At 60.7% G+C, this 19,020-nt stretch carries 15 protein-coding genes; 13 read left to right on the top strand and 2 right to left on the bottom strand.

Features of this window, described 5'->3' with window-relative positions; translation table 11 throughout:
* Window positions 1-159: 159 nt before the first annotated feature.
* From map to ACEN8Z_RS08390, 8 genes are all read left to right on the top strand, one after another.
* Window positions 160-942 (top strand): type I methionyl aminopeptidase, encoded by a 783-nt coding sequence (map, locus tag ACEN8Z_RS08425; RefSeq protein WP_495597347.1) that lies wholly within the window; start codon window positions 160-162, stop codon window positions 940-942.
* Between the two features lie 41 nt (window positions 943-983).
* Window positions 984-3,686 carry a [protein-PII] uridylyltransferase gene (locus ACEN8Z_RS08420; RefSeq protein ID WP_495597346.1) on the top strand — a complete coding sequence of 901 codons (2,703 nt, stop codon included), beginning with the start codon at window positions 984-986 and terminating at the stop codon, window positions 3,684-3,686.
* A 159-nt stretch (window positions 3,687-3,845) separates the two neighbouring features.
* Complete coding sequence (gene dapC, locus ACEN8Z_RS08415) at window positions 3,846-5,045, top strand: succinyldiaminopimelate transaminase (protein WP_495597345.1); 1,200 nt, start codon at window positions 3,846-3,848, stop codon at window positions 5,043-5,045.
* A gap of 165 nt (window positions 5,046-5,210) precedes the next feature.
* Window positions 5,211-5,942 (top strand): M12 family metallopeptidase, encoded by a 732-nt coding sequence (locus tag ACEN8Z_RS08410; RefSeq protein WP_495597344.1) that lies wholly within the window; start codon window positions 5,211-5,213, stop codon window positions 5,940-5,942.
* 269 nt (window positions 5,943-6,211) lie between these two features.
* Window positions 6,212-6,574, top strand: coding sequence for an ArsC family reductase (locus tag ACEN8Z_RS08405; protein WP_008000055.1), 363 nt, complete (start codon window positions 6,212-6,214; stop codon window positions 6,572-6,574).
* A 32-nt stretch (window positions 6,575-6,606) separates the two neighbouring features.
* Window positions 6,607-7,641 carry a 2,3,4,5-tetrahydropyridine-2,6-dicarboxylate N-succinyltransferase gene (gene dapD, locus ACEN8Z_RS08400; RefSeq protein ID WP_015093756.1) on the top strand — a complete coding sequence of 345 codons (1,035 nt, stop codon included), beginning with the start codon at window positions 6,607-6,609 and terminating at the stop codon, window positions 7,639-7,641.
* Window positions 7,642-7,801: 160 nt separating this feature from the next.
* Window positions 7,802-9,007 (top strand): aminotransferase class V-fold PLP-dependent enzyme, encoded by a 1,206-nt coding sequence (locus ACEN8Z_RS08395; RefSeq protein WP_495597343.1) that lies wholly within the window; start codon window positions 7,802-7,804, stop codon window positions 9,005-9,007.
* Window positions 9,004-9,408, top strand: coding sequence for a SufE family protein (locus tag ACEN8Z_RS08390; protein ID WP_495597342.1), 405 nt, complete (start codon window positions 9,004-9,006; stop codon window positions 9,406-9,408). Before ACEN8Z_RS08395 ends, ACEN8Z_RS08390 begins: the two co-directional genes overlap by 4 nt.
* Window positions 9,409-9,511: 103 nt before the next feature.
* Here the strand turns inward: ACEN8Z_RS08390 and tcdA are convergent, their stop codons facing one another.
* Window positions 9,512-10,330, bottom strand: coding sequence for a tRNA cyclic N6-threonylcarbamoyladenosine(37) synthase TcdA (tcdA, locus tag ACEN8Z_RS08385; RefSeq protein ID WP_277535090.1), 819 nt, complete (start codon window positions 10,328-10,330; stop codon window positions 9,512-9,514).
* A gap of 371 nt (window positions 10,331-10,701) precedes the next feature.
* On the opposite strand from tcdA, the gene ACEN8Z_RS08380 reads away from it, so the two are divergent.
* From ACEN8Z_RS08380 to ACEN8Z_RS08365, 4 genes are all read left to right on the top strand, one after another.
* Window positions 10,702-13,293 carry a glycosyltransferase gene (locus tag ACEN8Z_RS08380; RefSeq protein WP_495597341.1) on the top strand — a complete coding sequence of 864 codons (2,592 nt, stop codon included), beginning with the start codon at window positions 10,702-10,704 and terminating at the stop codon, window positions 13,291-13,293.
* A 222-nt stretch (window positions 13,294-13,515) separates the two neighbouring features.
* Window positions 13,516-14,667 carry a succinyl-diaminopimelate desuccinylase gene (gene dapE / locus ACEN8Z_RS08375; RefSeq protein ID WP_007995764.1) on the top strand — a complete coding sequence of 384 codons (1,152 nt, stop codon included), beginning with the start codon at window positions 13,516-13,518 and terminating at the stop codon, window positions 14,665-14,667.
* Entirely contained in the window at window positions 14,667-15,476 is an 810-nt protein-coding gene (locus tag ACEN8Z_RS08370) for a putative RNA methyltransferase (RefSeq protein WP_495597340.1), read from the top strand. Before dapE ends, ACEN8Z_RS08370 begins: the two co-directional genes overlap by 1 nt.
* Window positions 15,477-15,560: 84 nt before the next feature.
* The gene (locus ACEN8Z_RS08365; protein ID WP_007978418.1) at window positions 15,561-15,938 is read left to right on the top strand and encodes a hypothetical protein; all 378 of its coding nucleotides are present in this window, start codon (window positions 15,561-15,563) and stop codon (window positions 15,936-15,938) included.
* Between the two features lie 138 nt (window positions 15,939-16,076).
* On the opposite strand, the gene ACEN8Z_RS08360 is transcribed toward ACEN8Z_RS08365, so the two are convergent.
* Window positions 16,077-16,286 (bottom strand): cold shock domain-containing protein, encoded by a 210-nt coding sequence (locus ACEN8Z_RS08360; RefSeq protein WP_007954750.1) that lies wholly within the window; start codon window positions 16,284-16,286, stop codon window positions 16,077-16,079.
* A gap of 236 nt (window positions 16,287-16,522) precedes the next feature.
* Between ACEN8Z_RS08360 and plsB the strand changes: the two genes are divergently transcribed.
* The gene (gene plsB / locus ACEN8Z_RS08355; RefSeq protein ID WP_495597339.1) at window positions 16,523-19,015 is read left to right on the top strand and encodes a glycerol-3-phosphate 1-O-acyltransferase PlsB; all 2,493 of its coding nucleotides are present in this window, start codon (window positions 16,523-16,525) and stop codon (window positions 19,013-19,015) included.
* Window positions 19,016-19,020 lie beyond the last annotated feature (5 nt).

Here is a 19,020-nt window from a genome sequence, read left to right as displayed (position 1 = left end):
AATCCGCCAAGAATGCACCATTCTATAGAGAGAAGCGATGCACACAGGCGCAGATTTGCGCTGATCGTCTGGTAGAATCGCATTTTTCAGGGCCGCGAAGTTCGATCGCGCAATGCCCTTTCCGTTTAGAAAGCGCCGCCTGGCGCAGAGAGAGCCTGTATGACCGTCACCCTCAAAACCCCCGAGGATATCGCCAAAATGCGTATCGCCGGCAAACTGGCCGCCGATGTGCTGGAAATGATTGCCGAATACGTCAAGCCGGGCGTTACCACCGATCAACTGAACCAGATCTGCCACGACTACATCGTCAACGAGCAGAAGGCCATTCCTGCCCCGCTCAACTACAAGGGCTATCCAAAGTCGATCTGCACGTCGGTCAACCATGTGGTCTGCCACGGCATCCCGAACGACAAGCCGCTGAAAGACGGCGACACCCTGAACATCGACGTCACCGTCATCAAGGACGGTTACCACGGCGACACCAGCCGCATGTTCCACGTCGGCACTGTGCCGGTCTGGGCCGAGCGCCTGTCCCAGGTGACCCAGGAATGCATGTACAAGGCGATTGAAATCGTCAAGCCCGGCTGCCGCCTGGGCGACATCGGCGAAATCATCCAGAAGCACGCTGAGAAGAACGGTTTCTCGGTGGTTCGCGAATTCTGCGGTCACGGTATCGGCAAGGTGTTCCACGAGGAGCCGCAGATCCTGCACTACGGCCGCGCTGGCACCGGCATGGAACTCAAGGCCGGCATGACCTTCACCATCGAGCCGATGATCAACCAGGGCAAGGCCGACACCAAGGTACTGGGCGACGGCTGGACCGCGATCACCAAGGACCGCAAGCTCTCGGCACAGTGGGAGCACACCCTGCTGGTGACCGAAACCGGTTACGAGATCTTCACCCTGCGCAGCGATGACACCATCCCTCGCGTTTCGGCCTGACCCCGTTACCGTACATCGCCTATAGAAAGGAAAGCCAATCGATGCCGCAGGTGGATCCCGAACTCTTCGACCGCGGCCAGTTCCAGGCTGAACTGGCCCTGAAGGCAAGCCCGATCGCGGCCTTCAAGAAGGCGATCCGCCAGGCCCGCGAGGTGCTCGACGCGCGCTTTCGCAGCGGACGCGACATTCGCCGGCTGATCGAGGATCGCGCCTGGTTCGTCGACAACATCCTGAAAAAGGCCTGGGAGCAGTTCGACTGGAGCGAAGACGCCGACATTGCGCTGGTTGCGGTCGGCGGCTACGGCCGAGGTGAATTGCATCCTTACTCCGATATCGATTTGCTGATCCTGCTGGACAGCGCCGACCACGAAGTTTTCCGCGATTCCATCGAGCGTTTTCTGACGCTGTTGTGGGACATCGGCCTGGAGGTCGGTCAGAGCGTTCGCTCGGTCGACGAGTGCGCCGTCGAGGCCCGCGCCGACCTGACGGTTGTCACCAACCTGATGGAAAGCCGCACCATCGCCGGCCCCGAGCATTTACGCCAGCGCATGCTGGACGTCACCAGCACCGGGCACATGTGGCCGAGCAAGGACTTCTTCCTGGCCAAGCGCGCCGAACAAAAGGCTCGCCACCACAAGTACAACGACACCGAATACAACCTGGAACCCAACGTCAAAGGCTCACCCGGCGGCCTGCGGGATATCCAGACGATTCTGTGGGTGGCCCGCCGCGAGTACGGCACCCTGAACCTGCGGGCACTGGCTGGCGAAGGATTCCTGGTCGAGAGCGAAAACGCCCTGCTCGCCTCTTCCCAGGAGTTCCTGTGGAAGGTTCGTTATGCCCTGCACATGCTGGCTGGCCGCTCCGAAGACCGCTTGCTGTTCGATCACCAGCGCACCATTGCCGGGCTGCTGGGCTTCAAAGGCGATGACACCAAGCAAGCCATCGAAAACTTCATGCAGCAGTATTACCGGGTGGTGATGAGCATCGCCCAGCTCAGCGACCTGATTATCCAGCACTTCGAAGAAGTCATCCTCGCACCGGAAGACGAAACGCCACCGCAACCGATCAACTCGCGCTTCCAGTTGCATGACGGCTACATCGAGGCACGCAACGACAACGTCTTCCGTCGCACGCCGTTCGCCATGCTCGAGATCTTCGTGCTGATGGCCCAGCAGCCGGAAATCAAAGGCGTGCGCGCCGACACCATTCGTCTGCTGCGGGAAAACCGTCACCTGATCGACGACGACTTCCGCAACGATATTCGCAACACCAGCCTGTTTATCGAACTGTTCAAGTGCAAGATCGGCATCCACCGCAACCTGCGGCGAATGAACCGTTACGGCATCCTGGGGCGTTATCTGCCCGAATTCGGTTTTATCGTCGGGCAGATGCAGCATGACCTGTTCCACATCTATACGGTCGACGCGCACACACTGAACCTGATCAAACACCTGCGTAAATTGCAGTACACCCAGGTGTCGGAAAAATTCCCGTTGGCCAGCAAGCTCATGGGCAAGCTGCCCAAACCCGAGCTGATTTACATGGCCGGCCTCTACCACGACATCGGCAAAGGCCGGCATGGCGACCACTCGGACATCGGTGCCGTGGATGCCGAGGCCTTTTGCCAGCGCCATCAGCTGCCAGTTTGGGACAGCCGCCTGATCGTGTGGCTGGTGCAAAACCACCTGGTGATGTCGACCACCGCCCAGCGCAAGGACCTGTCCGACCCGCAGGTCATCCACGATTTCGCACAGATCGTCGGCGACGAAACCCGCCTCGACTACCTCTATGTGCTGACCGTCGCCGACATCAACGCCACCAATCCGACACTGTGGAACTCCTGGCGCGCCAGCCTGCTGCGCCAGCTCTACACCGAAACCAAGCGCGCCCTGCGTCGAGGCCTGGAGAACCCGGTGGACCGTGAAGAGCAGATACGCCAGACCCAGAGCGCCGCCCTGGATATCCTGGTGCGTGGCGGCACCGACCCGGACGACGTCGAGCAGCTGTGGGCGCAGTTGGGTGATGACTATTTCCTGCGCCACACCGCCGGCGACGTTGCCTGGCACAGCGATGCGATCCTCCAGCAACCGGCCGACGGCGGGCCACTGGTGCTGATCAAGGAAACCACCCAGCGCGAGTTCGAAGGTGGTACGCAGATCTTCATCTATGCCCCGGACCAGCACGACTTCTTTGCCGTGACCGTGGCGGCGATGGACCAGCTCAACCTGAACATTCACGACGCCCGGATCATCACCTCCAGCAGCCAGTTCACCCTCGACACCTATATCGTGCTCGACGCCGACGGCGACTCGATTGGCGACAACCCGGCACGGGTCAAACAGATCCGCGACGGCCTGACTGAAGCCCTGCGCAACCCGGACAACTACCCGACCATCATCCAGCGCCGGGTGCCGCGCCAGCTCAAGCATTTCGCCTTTGCGCCACAGGTGACGATCCATAACGACGCCCAGCGCCCGGTGACAGTGCTGGAACTCACGGCGCCCGACCGCCCGGGCCTGCTGGCGCGAATTGGCACGATTTTCCTGGAGTTCGATCTGTCGCTGCAAAACGCCAAGATCGCCACCCTCGGCGAGCGCGTGGAAGACGTGTTCTTCATCACCGACGCGAACAATCAGCCGCTGTCCGACCCACTGCTGTGCAGCAGCCTGCAGGATGCGATCGTCGAACAACTGAGCGTCAACCAGGAACCCGATATCAAACTGTCGCGCATCAGCTTCTGACTTAACAACGGCCCGCCTTTTGTAGGAGCGAGCTTGCTCGCGATTGAACTCAAATACGCCGCGTTATTCTGGCAAGAACGCGTTATCGTTGACGACCATCGCGAGCAAGCTCGCTCCTACAGGGACCAGCGCCGCTCCAACACCGAACGAGATTTATCGATGAACAACGCTCTGTCACAGCTCCAGCCCTACCCCTTCGAAAAGCTCCGCACCCTGCTCGGCAGCGTGACGCCGAACCCGGACAAGCGCCCGATCGCATTGTCCATCGGCGAGCCGAAGCACCGTTCGCCAAGCTTCGTCGCCGAAGCCCTGGCCAGCAATCTGGAAAAAATGGCGGTGTACCCGACCACCCTCGGCATCCCGGAGCTGCGTGAAGCCATCGCCGCCTGGTGCGAGCGTCGCTTCGATGTCCCCAAAGGCTGGATCGACCCGGCGCGCAACGTCCTGCCGGTCAACGGCACCCGTGAGGCGCTGTTCGCCTTCACCCAGACCGTGGTCAACCGTGGCGATGACGCGCTGGTGGTCAGCCCGAACCCGTTCTACCAGATCTACGAAGGCGCGGCGTTCCTCGCCGGGGCCAAGCCGCATTACCTGCCGTGCCTGGACGAGAACGGCTTCAACCCGGATTTCGACGCCGTGTCGCCGGACATCTGGAAGCGCTGCCAGATCCTGTTCCTGTGCTCGCCGGGCAACCCGACCGGCGCCCTGATTCCGGTCGACACCCTGAAGAAGCTGATCGCCCTGGCCGATGAATACGACTTCGTGATCGCCGCGGACGAGTGCTACAGCGAACTGTACTTCGACGAACAAACCCCGCCGCCTGGCCTGCTCAGCGCTTGCGCGGAACTGGGTCGCCAGGACTTCAAGCGTTGCGTGGTATTCCACAGCCTGTCCAAGCGTTCCAACCTGCCGGGCCTGCGCTCGGGTTTTGTCGCCGGCGACGCCGACATCCTCAAGGGCTTCCTGCTCTACCGCACCTACCACGGCTGCGCGATGCCGGTTCAAACCCAACTGGCCAGTGTTGCCGCGTGGAATGACGAAGTGCATGTGCGCGCCAACCGCGCGCTGTATCGCGAGAAATTTGATGCGGTACTGGAAATCCTCAGCCCGGTCATGGACGTACAGCGACCGGATGGCAGTTTCTACCTGTGGCCGAATGTAAACGGTGATGACGCGGCGTTCTGCCGTGACCTGTTCGAACAGGAACACGTGACCGTGGTACCGGGCTCCTACCTGTCCCGCGATGTCGATGGCGTCAATCCGGGTGCCGGGCGCATACGCATGGCGCTGGTAGCACCGTTGGCTGAATGTGTGGAAGCGGCCGAGCGCATTCGCGCGTTCATTACCCGCAACAAATAGTCTCCCCGCCCGCACTGTGCAACACAGTGCGGGTACTTTTTATAACCAGTAACACATCACCCGTAATTAAAACTCACCGAACTGCAGAGACCTCTTATTCTTATGCAGCGCATCACTGTGCGCACTCACAAAACGTTAGCCCTTACTTCATGGAAGAAGTACCCAATGAACAGTATTGAAAACTGCACCCTTATCCAATGGCCCAACGACCAGCAATCCTACGACGCGGCTATCAATGAAAACCCCGGGAATGCAGGATCCACTCGCGGCACACGTCGCAAGCGCTCTCTGATCGATTATTCAAAGTTGTGGGCAAATGGACGCACGCTCAAAATCGCATTTATCGACGATCCCGACGATGAACACAAACAGAAGATCATCAGGGCGGCCAGTCAGTGGCTGCCCTATATCAATCTGAGTTTCGATTTCGTCGAAGGGCTGGAAGGCGATATCCGAATCGCGACAAAAAACAATATCAACAGCTCGATGTTGGGCACCGATGCGCTATTGATTCATCCGGACTCGCCAACCATGGATCTGGGCGTCAAACCTGAACATGAAGATTTCGAAGTGATCGTGACTCATGAGTTCGGACATGTATTAGGGGCGATGCACGAACATCAACACCCCGAAGCCAATATTCCCTGGGATAAACCGAAAGTGTATGCGTTCTACCAGAATCGAGAGATGAATCCACTGACCAAAGAACAAGTCGATAGAAACCTCTTTGAACCGTTCAATACAATCGAAGCGATTTATACGCCTTACGACAGGAATTCCATCATGCATCACCCCGTGGCTAACACACTGACATTGGGCGATTGGGAAATCCCTATCAACCGCAAGATCAGTAAAAAAGACAAACAACTCATGAAGTTACTGTATCCAAAACGCTAACAGCCCAACACTTCCTGCAATGCGTCATCACCGATCTGGTGATGACGGCCGAGGCTATGCCACTCCAGCCGTTGCTCTCATAGATCTGTACCAGCGACGACTGCAGTGGGGGCATCCGTCCGATGCGGCTGCCTGTTGCCCCCCATGTCGCTCGACGCAGCTGATTGCCAGGTCGAAAAGACAAACCCGACCACAGCCGACGCGAAACCGTCCGGTCATGGCATAATCCGTCACCTTTTATTTTCAGCACCTGCAAAGGGGGCGATTCCTTGACCGTTTCAAGCAAAACGTTGCACCTTTTCGGCATCAAAGCCTGCGATACCATGAAAAAGGCGCGCACCTGGCTCGATGAACACGCTGTCGGTTATGACTTTCATGATTACAAAGCGGTCGGTATCGACCGTGAACACCTGACCCAATGGTGCAACGAGCACGGCTGGGAAGTGGTGTTGAACCGTGCAGGCACGACCTTTCGCAAGCTCGACGACGAACGCAAAGCCGATCTCGACCAGACGAAAGCCATCGAACTGATGCTTGCACAACCTTCGATGATCAAGCGCCCGGTGCTCGATCTCGGTGACCGAACCCTGATTGGCTACAAGCCAGATATCTACGCGGCCGCGCTCAAGTAAGCAGCCCGTTCAATTTTGTTAGAGGTATACACATGTCCACTACCCTGTTCAGCCTGGCCTTCGGCGTCGGCACTCAAAACCGTCAAGGCGCATGGCTGGAAGTGTTCTACGCCGCCCCGGTACTCAAGCCATCGGCTGAAGTCGTCGCTGCTATCGCACCGATTCTGGGCTACACCGAAGGTAATCAGGCCATCGCATTCAGCACCGCCCAGGCCTCGCAACTGGCCGAAGCCCTCAAAGGCGTCGACGCTGCCCAGGCTGCGCTGCTGACCCGTCTGGCCGAAAGCCACAAGCCGCTGGTCGCCACCCTGCTGGCCGAAGATGCCCAGCTGTCGTCCACCCCCGAGGCTTATCTCAAGCTGCACTTGCTGAGCCATCGCCTGGTCAAGCCACACGGCCTGAACCTGGCCGGCATCTTCCCGCTGCTGCCGAACGTGGCCTGGACCAGCCAGGGCGCGGTCGACCTGAGCGAACTGGCCGAACTGCAACTCGAAGCCCGTCTGCGCGGCGAGCTGCTGGAAGTGTTCTCGGTGGACAAGTTCCCGAAAATGACCGACTACGTGGTACCGGCCGGCGTGCGTATCGCTGACGCTGCGCGTCTGCGCCTGGGCGCTTACGTGGGCGAAGGCACCACCGTGATGCACGAAGGCTTCATCAACTTCAACGCCGGCACCGAAGGCCCGGGCATGATCGAAGGCCGCGTATCCGCTGGCGTATTCGTCGGCAAGGGTTCGGACCTGGGCGGCGGCTGCTCGACCATGGGCACCCTGTCGGGCGGCGGCAACATCGTGATCAAGGTCGGCGAAGGCTGCCTGATTGGCGCCAACGCCGGTATCGGTATTCCGTTGGGCGACCGCAACACCGTCGAGTCGGGCCTGTACGTGACCGCTGGTACCAAAGTGGCGTTGCTGGACGAAAACAATCAACTGGTCAAAGTGGTCAAGGCCCGTGAACTGGCCGGCCAGCCGGACCTGCTGTTCCGTCGCAATTCGGAAACCGGTGCCGTGGAATGCAAAACCCACAAATCGGCCATCGAGTTGAACGAAGCGCTGCACGCTCACAACTAAGCGTCACACGTCTTCCTGTAGGAGCGAGCCTGCTCGCGAAAAACGTAAAGGCAACGCGGTTATTCAGACAATGCGCGTTATCGTTCACGTCCATCGCGAGCAGGCTCGCTCCTACAGGGGGCCGGCGTACGCCCGCCCATGTTCACCAGGGCCCGATAACATGATGATTCTCTCTCCCTGGCGTGTCGATTTTCCAGCCATCGCCGCCCTGCAACGGCAAGACCAGACCTATCTGGACAACGCCGCCACCACGCAAAAACCTCAAGCCCTGCTCGATGCCCTGGCGCACTACTACGTCAACGGCGCGGCCAACGTACATCGGGCTCAGCATTTGCCCGGCGCCCACGCCACCCAGGCGTTCGAGGACAGCCGCCGCAAAGCCGCGCAATGGCTCAACGCCAGTGACTGTGGGCAGATCATCTTTACCCACGGCGCGACGTCCGCGCTGAATCTCCTGGCCTACGGCCTGGAACACTTTTTCAACCCGGGCGACGAGATTGTCATCAGCGCCCTGGAGCATCACGCCAACCTGTTGCCGTGGCAGCAACTGGCGCACCGTCGCGACCTGAAACTGGTGATCCTGCCGCTGGATGCCGACGGTGTGATCGACCTTGAAGCCGCTGCCGGTTTAATCGGCTCGCGCACACGCCTGCTGGCGGTCAGTCAACTGTCCAACGTGATTGGCGCGTGGCAGCCACTGCCCGAATTGCTGGCACTGGCCAAGGCGCACAATGCCTTGACCGTGATCGACGGCGCCCAGGGCGTGGTCCACGGCCGCCACGACGTGCAAGCGCTGGGCTGCGATTTTTATGTGTTCTCCAGCCACAAACTCTACGGGCCCGATGGCCTGGGCGTGCTGTTCGGACGCCATGAAGCGCTGCAACAACTGCGCCCGTGGCAATTCGGCGGTGAGATGGTGCTGGACGCCAACTACCACGACGCCCGCTTTCGCCCGGCACCACTGGGCTTTGAGGCCGGGACGCCGCCGATTGCCAGTGTGATCGGCCTCGGAGCGACCCTTGATTACCTCGCCGGGCTCGATCAGGACGCCGTGTCCGCCCATGAAGCGGCGTTGCATGCCTGCCTGCTCAAGGGCCTTGAGGCACGTCACGGCATCCACCTGCTGGGCAAGCCGCAAGTGGCACTGGCCAGTTTTACCGTCAAGGGTGTGCATAACGCCGATCTCGCGCATTTGCTGACCGAACAAGGGATCGCGGTGCGCGCCGGCCATCACTGCGCCATGCCGCTGCTCAAACGCTTTGAACTGGCCGGGGCGATTCGGGTGTCGTTGGCGCTGTACAACGACTCCGAGGACCTGGAGCGGTTCTTTGAAGCCCTGGATCAGGCACTGGAGCTATTGCGATGAACCTGCCTGCCGATGCCGTTACGGCGCTCGAAACCTTTCACAAAGCTGCCGGTTGGGAACAGCGCGCACGCCTGCTGATGCAATGGGGCGAGCGCCTGCCAGCGTTGAGTGACGTGCAGATGTGTGATGCCAACCGGGTGCACGGCTGTGAAAGCCAGGTGTGGCTGGTGGGTGAGTTGCGCGATGGCCATTGGCAGTTCAGTGCCAACAGCGATGCGCGGTTGATTCGCGGATTAGTGGCATTGCTGCTGGCGCGGGTCAACGGGTTGTCCGCGGCCGAGTTGCAGCAGGTGGATTTGCCGGACTGGTTCAATCAGTTAGGGCTGGGGCGGCAGTTGTCCGAATCCCGCAGTAATGGCTTGAATGCGGTGCTTCAGCGGATGCGGGAGTTGGCACAGTAACGGGGCCGCTTCGCAGCCCATCGCGAGCAAGCTCGCTCCCACAGGGGTATGCATTCCAAATGTGGGAGCGGGCTTGCTCGCGAAGAGGCCATCAGCAGCAACCTCAATCTTGAGGCTTGATACGATCCGCCGGCCGCCGCACACCCGCCACTATCTTGTCCACAGCCTTGGTCGCCGCGACCATGCCGAAGGTCGCCGTCACCATCATCACCGCACCAAACCCGCCGGCACAGTCGAGCTTCACCCCGTCACCGACAAAACTCTTCTGCAGGCAAATGCTGCCGTCTGGTTTCGGATAGCGCAGTTGCTCGGTGGAAAACACGCACGGCACGCTGTAATGGCGGGTCACGGTGCGTGAGAAGCCGTAGTCGCGGCGCAGCGTGGAGCGTACTTTCGACGCCAACGGATCGTTGAACGTGCGATTCAGGTCGCAGACCTGAATCAAGGTCGGATCGATCTGCCCGCCGGCACCACCGGTGGTGATGATCTGGATCTTGCGGCGCTTGCACCAGGCGATCAGCGCAGCCTTGGCGTTGACGCTGTCGATGCAGTCGATCACGCAGTCGATGTTCGGCGTGATGTACTCGGCCATGGTGTCGCGGGTGACGAAATCAGGCACCGCGTGCACCGTGCAATCGGGATTGATCCCGCGCAGACGCTCGGCCATCACCTCGACCTTGGGCTTGCCCACAGTGCTGTCCAGCGCGTGCAACTGACGGTTGGCGTTGCTGACGCAGACGTCGTCCAGATCGAACAGCGAAATCTCGCCCACGCCACAACGGGCCATGGCTTCCGCCGCCCAGGAACCGACGCCACCGACACCGACGATCGCCACATGGGCCGCGCGCAGGCGCTCAAGGCCTTCGATGCCATACAAACGGGCGATGCCAGCAAACCGCGGATCTTCTGTACTCATGACCATTACCCCAAAAACCGGCGCGCATTATAAGGGGTCTCCTGCCTCACAAACACTGTTCCTTTTTGACGGCGTCTGTTGCCGTCATGCTGCGTTGCCGCTCCTCGCCATAGCGGGCTATGACTCGTCGCGGCGCCTTGCCTGACGACAACAGCCACTCGTCAAAAGAGGAACGTGTCTGCGAGGCAGGACACCTACGCAGCAACAAGATTTAAGTTTCAAGCGACAAGTGTAAGAACTTATGTGAAAGCCAATTGCCCAACGTCAGGCATTTCCCTGTCCGATGTACGTTCAGTGAGCTGCCGGTGTAGGATGCGCGCCCCTTGGCGGCAGCCAACCGTTCCTTCGTTCCACAGCCTTTGGAACCTGAAATAACCATGTCATCGCGTAAATTTGGACTCAACCTGGTCGTGGTGCTCGCCATCGCAGCCTTGTTTACCGGCTTCTGGGCGCTGATCAATCGCCCGGTCACCGCCCCCAACTGGCCGGAGCAGATCTCCGGTTTCTCCTACTCACCGTTCCAGCAAGGACAATTCCCACAGAAGGATCAGTATCCGTCCGACGATGAGATGCGCCGTGACCTGGAGATCATGAGCAAGCTGACGGACAACATCCGCATCTACTCGGTCGATGGCACCCTGCAAGACATCCCGAAACTGGCGGAAGAATTCGGCTTGCGGGTGACACTGGGGATCTGGATCAGCCCGGACCAGGAACGCAACGAACGGGAAATTACCCGCGCCATCGAAATCGCCAACTCCTCACGCAGTGTGGTTCGCGTGGTGGTGGGCAACGAAGCGATCTTCCGCAAGGAGATCACCGCCGCCGAACTGAGCGTCATGCTCGACCGAGTCCGCGCAGCCGTGAAGGTGCCGGTGACCACGTCCGAGCAATGGCACGTGTGGGAAGAACATCCGGAACTGGCCAAGCACGTCGACCTGATCGCCGCGCACATCCTGCCTTACTGGGAGTTCATTCCGGTGGACAAAGCCCAGCAGTTCGTTCTGGATCGCGCCCGCGACCTGAAAAAGATGTTCCCGAAAAAGCCGCTGCTGCTGTCCGAAGTGGGCTGGCCGAGCAACGGCCGCATGCGCGGTGGCGCCGATGCCTCACCGGCAGACCAGGCGATCTACCTGCGCACCCTGGTCAACAAGCTCAATCGCCAGGGCTTCAACTACTTCGTGATCGAAGCGTTCGACCAGCCGTGGAAAGCCAGCGACGAAGGCTCCGTCGGCGCCTACTGGGGCGTGTTCAACGCAGCGCGCCAGCAGAAGTTCAACTTCGAAGGCCCGGTGGTGGCGATTCCGCAATGGCGCGTATTGGCCATTGGTTCGGTGGTGTTGGCGCTGTTGTCGCTGACCCTGCTGATGATCGACGGCTCGGCCCTGCGCCAGCGCGGTCGCACCTTCCTGACCTTCATTGCGTTCCTCTGTGGTTCGGTGCTGGTGTGGATCGGTTACGACTACAGCCAGCAATACAGCACCTGGTTCAGCCTGACGGTGGGCGTCTTGCTCGCCCTCGGTGCGCTCGGGGTGTTTATCGTATTGCTGACCGAAGCCCATGAACTGGCCGAAGCGGTGTGGGTGCACAAGCGCCGGCGCGAGTTTTTGCCGGTGGAAGGCGATTCCAGCTACCGCCCGAAAGTGTCGATTCACGTACCCTGCTACAACGAACCGCCGGAGATGGTCAAACAGACCCTCAACGCCCTGGCCAACCTCGACTATCCGGATTTCGAAGTCCTGATCATCGACAACAACACCAAGGACCCGGCGGTCTGGGAACCGGTGCGCGACTACTGCGCAACCCTCGGCCCGCGCTTCAAGTTCTTCCACGTGGCACCGCTGGCCGGCTTCAAGGGCGGCGCGTTGAACTACCTGATTCCGCACACCGCCAAGGATGCCGAAGTCATTGCCGTAATCGACTCGGACTACTGCGTCGACCGCAACTGGCTCAAGCACATGGTGCCGCACTTCGCCGACCCGAAAATCGCCGTAGTGCAATCGCCGCAGGATTACCGCGACCAGAACGAAAGCACGTTCAAGAAGCTCTGCTACGCGGAATACAAAGGCTTCTTCCACATCGGCATGGTCACCCGCAACGACCGTGACGCGATCATCCAGCACGGCACCATGACCATGACCCGTCGCTCGGTGCTCGAAGAACTGGGCTGGGCCGATTGGTGCATCTGTGAAGACGCCGAATTGGGTCTGCGGGTCTTCGAAAAAGGCCTGTCGGCGGCGTATTACCACACCAGCTACGGCAAAGGCCTGATGCCCGATACCTTCATCGACTTCAAGAAACAGCGTTTCCGCTGGGCTTACGGAGCGATTCAGATCATCAAGCGCCACACCGCCAGCCTGCTGCGCGGCAAGGACACCGAGCTGACCCGCGGCCAGCGCTACCACTTCCTCGCGGGCTGGTTGCCGTGGGTGGCGGACGGCATGAACATCTTCTTCACCGTCGGCGCACTGCTGTGGTCGGCGGCGATGATAATCGTGCCGCAACGGGTCGATCCACCGCTGCTGATTTTCGCGATCCCGCCGTTGGCGCTGTTCGTGTTCAAGGTCGCCAAGATCATCTTCCTCTACCGTCGTGCGGTTGGAGTGAATTTGAAGGATGCCTTCTGCGCGGCGCTGGCCGGTCTGGCGTTGTCTCACACCATCGCGAAAGCGGTGCTGTACGGTTTCTTCACCAGCAGCATTCCGTTCTTCCGTACGCCGAAAAACGCCGACAACCATGGCTTCTGGGTAGCGATTTCGGAAGCCCGGGAGGAGATGTTCATCATGCTGCTGTTGTGGAGCGCGGCGCTGGGGATTTATCTGGTCAATGGCATGCCGAGCAACGACATGCGCTTCTGGGTCACCATGTTGCTGGTGCAGTCGCTGCCGTATCTGGCGGCGCTGATCATGGCGTTCCTGTCGTCGCTGCCGAAACCGGCCGCCGAGCCTGAAACGGCACCAGCGGTCTAAATCTCTGCGGATGCACTAAACGGCGGCCAATGGTCGCCGTTTTGCTTTAAGATAACCGCCATTTTGCGGGGCTTGGCTCAAGGGCCGACCCCAATACCTGTAGGAGCGAGCTTGCTCGCGAGAAACGCAAGGACAACGCGGTCACACAGATCGCACGCATTATCGTTAACGTCCATCGCGAGCAAGCTCGCTCCTACACATTTACAGATTCCGGAGTTTTCCATGACGGCCCACGCCGACCTTTCGCCGACCCTCCAACTCGCCATCGACCTGATCCGCCGTCCGTCCGTGACGCCGATCGACGCCGATTGCCAGAAGCAGATGATGCAGCGCCTGGGCGATGCCGGTTTCACCCTGGAACCGATGCGCATCGAAGATGTGGATAACTTCTGGGCCACCCACGGCCAGGACGACGGTCCGGTGCTGTGCTTTGCCGGTCACACCGACGTGGTCCCGACCGGCCCGGTGACGGCCTGGCAGATCGAGCCGTTCAACGCGCTGATCGACGAACACGGCATGCTCTGCGGCCGTGGCGCCGCCGACATGAAAGGCAGTCTCGCCGCCATGACCGTCGCCTCCGAGCGTTTCGTCGCCGACTACCCGAATCACAAGGGCAAAGTCGCGTTCCTGATCACCAGCGATGAAGAAGGTCCGGCGCACCACGGCACCAAGGCGGTGGTTGAACGCCTGGCCGCGCGCAAGGAGCGCCTGGACTGGTGCATCGTCGGCGAACCGTCGAGCACCACTCTGGTCGGTGACGTGGTCAAGAACGGCCGTCGCGGCTCCCTCGGCGCCAAGCTGACCGTGCGCGGTGTGCAAGGCCACGTGGCTTACCCGCACCTGGCGAAGAACCCGATCCACCTCGCCGCTCCGGCCCTGGCGGAACTTGCCGCCGAGCACTGGGACCACGGCAACGATTTCTTCCCGCCGACCAGCTTCCAGATCTCCAACGTCAACTCCGGCACCGGTGCGACCAACGTGATCCCGGGTGACCTGGTGGCGGTGTTCAACTTCCGTTTCTCGACTGAATCCACCGTCGAAGGCCTGCAAAAGCGCGTCGCCGACATCCTCGACAAGCATGGCCTGGACTGGCACGTCGACTGGGCTTTGTCCGGTCTGCCGTTCCTCACCGAGCCAGGCGCGCTGCTGGACGCGGTGTCGTCGAGCATCAAGGACATCACCGGTCGCGACACCAAGGCGTCCACCAGCGGCGGCACCTCCGACGGGCGCTTCATCGCAACCATGGGCACGCAAGTGGTTGAGCTGGGCCCGGTCAACGCGACCATCCACCAGGTCAACGAGCGCGTGCTGGCAGCGGATCTCGACGTGCTGACCGAAATCTACTACCAGACCCTGATCAAGTTGCTCGCCTGATGCTTGCCTGCCCTATCTGCAGCGAACCGCTCAATGCGGTGGACAACGGTGTGGTCTGCCCCGCCGGGCACCGTTTCGACCGTGCGCGCCAGGGTTACCTGAACTTGCTGCCGGTGCAGCACAAGAACAGCCGCGACCCTGGGGATAACCAGGCAATGGTCGAAGCCCGCCGCGACTTCCTGAATGCCGGGCATTACGCCCCGGTGGCCAGGCGTCTGGCGGAGCTGGCAGCCAGCTATGCACCACAGCGCTGGCTGGACATCGGTTGTGGCGAGGGCTACTACACCGCGCAAATCGCCGAGGCGCTGCCGGATGCCGAAGGTTATGCCCTGGACATCTCCCGCGAAGCGGTCAAACGCGCCTGCAAACGCAACCCGCAGCTCACCTGGTTGATCGCCAGCATGGCGCGGGTGCCGTTGGCTTCCGGCAGTTGCCAGTTCCTCGCCAGCGTCTTCAGCCCACTGGACTGGGAAGAAGCCAAACGCCTGCTCAGCGTCGGCGGCGGCCTGATGAAAGTCGGACCGACCAGCGGCCACCTGATGGAACTGCGTGAGCGGCTGTACGATGAAGTCCGCGAGTACATCGACGACAAGCACCTGGACCTGGTGCCGGAAGGCATGTCGCTGGCGCACAGTGAAACCCTGGAATTCAAGCTGACGCTCGACAGTGGTCAGGATCGTGCCAATCTGCTGGCGATGACGCCCCACGGCTGGCGCGCCAGTGCCGAGCGCCGTGCTGCCGTGATCGAGCAGGCCGAGCCATTCGAGGTCACCGTGTCGATGCGCTACGATTATTTCGTTCTTCAATAACTTCAAACATTTTTGGTCTTGGGCAACGGCTCAAGACCGGCTAAATCCGCGAATGGATTTTTCAGACACGCAGTGAGGACATCCATGCGCCAACCCGATATCGAGATTTACCTGAAAGACGCCGACGTCGATCACAAAGCCATTGCCGCCTGGCTCGGCGCGGCACTTGGCCCGTGTTCGGATTGGGTCCAGAAGGGCCAGACCTACAAGTGCAAGGCCGGCAACGTGCCGGTGACCTGGCTGCCAAAAGCCGTTGGCAAGTGGAACAGCCTGTACCTGGAAAGCGACCAGACCCCATGGGATGACGACATCGCCTGCGCCCGCGCCGCGTTTGCCGCGCTGAACGTCGAAGTGCGTTGCGCGCCGGGAACCTGGGTCGAGGAAGAAGGTGAAGAGACGGCGGACCGCTGGATTCGCATCAGCGCCGATGGTGAAGAAGAGATCACCTGGAAGACCGCTTAAGAGTCAGCAACACCGATCAAATGTGGGAGCGGGCTTGCTCGCGAATGCGGTGGATCAGCCGATATCAACTGCGACTGGCACACCGCATTCGCGAGCAAGCCCGCTCCCACAGTGGTTTTGGGTGATCTGAAGAACTGTTTACAGCCCCACCACATCCTCAGCCTGCAACCCCTTCTGCCCTTCGACCACCGCATATTCAACCTGCTGGCCTTCGGTCAGCGAACGGTGCCCTTCGCCGCGAATCGCGCGGTAATGCACGAACACGTCCACCCCGTCCTCGCGCTGAATGAAGCCGTAGCCCTTGGCGTCGTTGAACCACTTCACATTGCCGGTTTCGCGTGTTGCCATTTGTTCATACTCCCTTTTTATTATTGATCGGGCTTTTCGCAGGAAAGCCTCGGGAACGTCAGCCTGCGCATACCGGTCCCATGAGGGCAACGGCGACAGAGCGCCGAGTATATGACAGACGCTGAAACTCTCAATAGCAGTTTACTTCGCCGCTTTTTTGCCGATTTTAAGCGAATACGGCACACTATCGGCCGCCCGAGCAAACGCTTGGTTTCATTCACTCACGCAGAAGCCGTATGACCCGTTCCCCGTTCCGCCGTCTTGTGTTTGGCGCCCTGCGCCGACTGTTGTACCTCTGGGTTCGCTCCGAGACGATCAACCAGTCGTCGTTCACCCTTAACCTCGACCGCAGTCGTCCGGTGTTCTACGTCCTGCAAAACCCTTCGCTGACCGATCTCGCCGTGGTCGACACCGAGTGCAGCAAGGCCGGCCTGCCACGTCCGGTGCTGCCGGTCTCGGTGGGCAACCTGCTGGAACCCGCCGCGTTCTTCTACCTGACACCGGACCCGGACTGGCTCGGCCGCCAGGACAAGCGCGGCGCGCCGCCGACACTGACACGCCTGGTCAGCGCCCTGAGCCAGAACGCCGCCGAAGATGCGCAGATCATTCCGGTCAGTGTGTTCTGGGGTCAGTCGCCAGACAGCGAAAACAGCCCGTGGAAACTCCTGTTCGCCGACAGCTGGGCCGTTACCGGGCGCCTGCGGCGCTTGCTGAGCGTCATCGTGCTGGGGCGCAAGACCCGCGTGCAGTTTTCCGCGCCGATCCACTTGCGCGAACTGATCGAGCACAACAAGGGTCACGAGCGCACTGTGCGCATGGCCCAACGCATCCTGCGGGTGCACTTTCGCAACCTGAAGGCCGCGGTGATAGGCCCGGACATTTCCCACCGCCGCAACCTGGTCAAGGGCCTGCTCAACCAGCCGCAGGTCAAACAAGCGATCCTCGACGAAGCCGAACGCGAGAACATCTCGCCGGAGAAGGCCAAAGCTCAAGCGCTGCGCTACGGCAACGAAATCGCCTCCGACTACACCTACACTGCGATCCGTTTTATGGAAGTGGTGCTGAGCTGGTTCTGGAACAAAATCTACGACGGGATCAAGGTCAACCACATCGAGGGCGTGCAGAAGGTCGCCCAGGGTCACGAAGTGATCTACGTACCGTGCCACCGCAGCCACATCGACTATCTGCTGCTGTCCTACCTGCTGTTCCGCAACGGCCTGACTCCGCCGCACATCGCCGCCGGCATCAACCTGAACATGCCGCTGATCGGCGGCCTGCTGCGCCGTGGCGGCGCGTTCTTCATGCGCCGCACGTTCAAGGGCAACCCGCTGTACACCTCGGTGTTCAACGAATACCTGCACACCCTGTTCACCAAGGGCTTCCCGGTGGAGTACTTCGTCGAAGGCGGCCGTTCGCGCACCGGGCGCATGCTGCAACCGAAAACCGGGATGCTGGCGATCACCCTGCGCAGCTTCCTGCGCTCCTCGCGCATGCCCATCGTGTTCGTGCCGGTGTACATCGGCTACGAGCGTGTACTGGAAGGCCGGACCTACCTCGGCGAACTGCGCGGCGCGAGCAAGAAGAAAGAGTCGATCTTCGATATTTTCAAAGTCATTGGCGCACTCAAGCAGCGCTTCGGCCAGGTCGCCGTGAACTTCGGCGAGCCGATCAAACTGGCGGAATTCCTCGACAGCGAGCAGCCGGACTGGCGCAAGCAGGAACTCGGCCCGCAGTTCAGACCCGCCTGGCTCAACGAAACCACCAACCGTCTCGGCGAGAAAGTCGCCCGGCATTTGAACGAAGCGGCGGCGATCAACCCGGTCAACCTCATTGCCCTGGCGCTGCTGTCCACCAGCCGCCTGGCCCTGGATGATCGCGCCATGGCGCGGGTGCTCGATCTGTATCTGGCGCTGTTGCGCAAGGTGCCGTACTCGCCGCACACCACCCTGCCGGACGGTGACGGCCGGGCGTTGATCAAACATGTGAAAGACATGGACCTGCTGTCCGAGCAGAGCGATGCGTTGGGCAAGATCCTCTATCTGGACGAGCAGAACGCCGTCCTGATGACCTATTACCGCAACAACGTGCTGCACATCTTCGCCCTGCCGGCGCTGCTGGCGAGCTTCTTCCAGAGCGCCTCGCGCATGAACCGCGAACAGATCCTGCGCTACACCCGCGCGCTGTACCCGTACCTGCAAGCGGAGCTGTTCATTCGCTGGTCGCTGGACGAACTGGATGCGGTGATCGATCAATGGCTGGAGGCGTTCGTCGAGCAAGGCCTGCTGCGTTTCGAGAACGATGTGTACCTGCGCCCGGCGCCAAGCTCACGGCATTTCGTGCTGCTGACCCTGCTGTCGAACAGCATCGCGCAGACCCTGCAGCGCTTCTACATGACTGTGTCCCTACTGCTCAACAGCGGCCAGAACAGCATCAGCGCCGAAGAACTGGAAGACCTGTGCACGGTCATGGCCCAGCGCCTGTCGATCCTGCATGGCCTGAACGCCCCGGAGTTCTTCGACAAGAGTCTGTTCCGCCACTTCATCCAGACCATGCTCGACCTCGACGTACTCAAGCGCGATGAAGCGGGCAAGCTGAGCTATCACGAGTTGCTCGGTGAACTGGCCGAAGGAGCGGCCAAACGGGTCTTGCCGGCGGAGATTCGGTTGTCGATCCGGCAGGTGGCGTTGCATCGCGGTGAAGATGCCGCGGAGTTGGTGACGCCAGTCTGATACAG

Source organism: Pseudomonas sp. Pseusp10 (assembly GCF_059492225.1).
This window is presented reverse-complemented; position numbering and strand designations above follow the sequence as displayed.

Coding starts and splice junctions, on each gene's coding strand:
- map (WP_495597347.1), top strand. CDS start 160: ATGACCGTCACCCTCAAAACCCCCGAGGATATCGCCAAAATGCGTATC.
- ACEN8Z_RS08420 (WP_495597346.1), top strand. CDS start 984: ATGCCGCAGGTGGATCCCGAACTCTTCGACCGCGGCCAGTTCCAGGCT.
- dapC (WP_495597345.1), top strand. CDS start 3,846: ATGAACAACGCTCTGTCACAGCTCCAGCCCTACCCCTTCGAAAAGCTC.
- ACEN8Z_RS08410 (WP_495597344.1), top strand. CDS start 5,211: ATGAACAGTATTGAAAACTGCACCCTTATCCAATGGCCCAACGACCAG.
- dapD (WP_015093756.1), top strand. CDS start 6,607: ATGTCCACTACCCTGTTCAGCCTGGCCTTCGGCGTCGGCACTCAAAAC.
- ACEN8Z_RS08395 (WP_495597343.1), top strand. CDS start 7,802: ATGATGATTCTCTCTCCCTGGCGTGTCGATTTTCCAGCCATCGCCGCC.
- ACEN8Z_RS08390 (WP_495597342.1), top strand. CDS start 9,004: ATGAACCTGCCTGCCGATGCCGTTACGGCGCTCGAAACCTTTCACAAA.
- tcdA (WP_277535090.1), bottom strand. CDS start 10,330: ATGGTCATGAGTACAGAAGATCCGCGGTTTGCTGGCATCGCCCGTTTG.
- ACEN8Z_RS08380 (WP_495597341.1), top strand. CDS start 10,702: ATGTCATCGCGTAAATTTGGACTCAACCTGGTCGTGGTGCTCGCCATC.
- dapE (WP_007995764.1), top strand. CDS start 13,516: ATGACGGCCCACGCCGACCTTTCGCCGACCCTCCAACTCGCCATCGAC.
- ACEN8Z_RS08370 (WP_495597340.1), top strand. CDS start 14,667: ATGCTTGCCTGCCCTATCTGCAGCGAACCGCTCAATGCGGTGGACAAC.
- ACEN8Z_RS08365 (WP_007978418.1), top strand. CDS start 15,561: ATGCGCCAACCCGATATCGAGATTTACCTGAAAGACGCCGACGTCGAT.
- ACEN8Z_RS08360 (WP_007954750.1), bottom strand. CDS start 16,286: ATGGCAACACGCGAAACCGGCAATGTGAAGTGGTTCAACGACGCCAAG.
- plsB (WP_495597339.1), top strand. CDS start 16,523: ATGACCCGTTCCCCGTTCCGCCGTCTTGTGTTTGGCGCCCTGCGCCGA.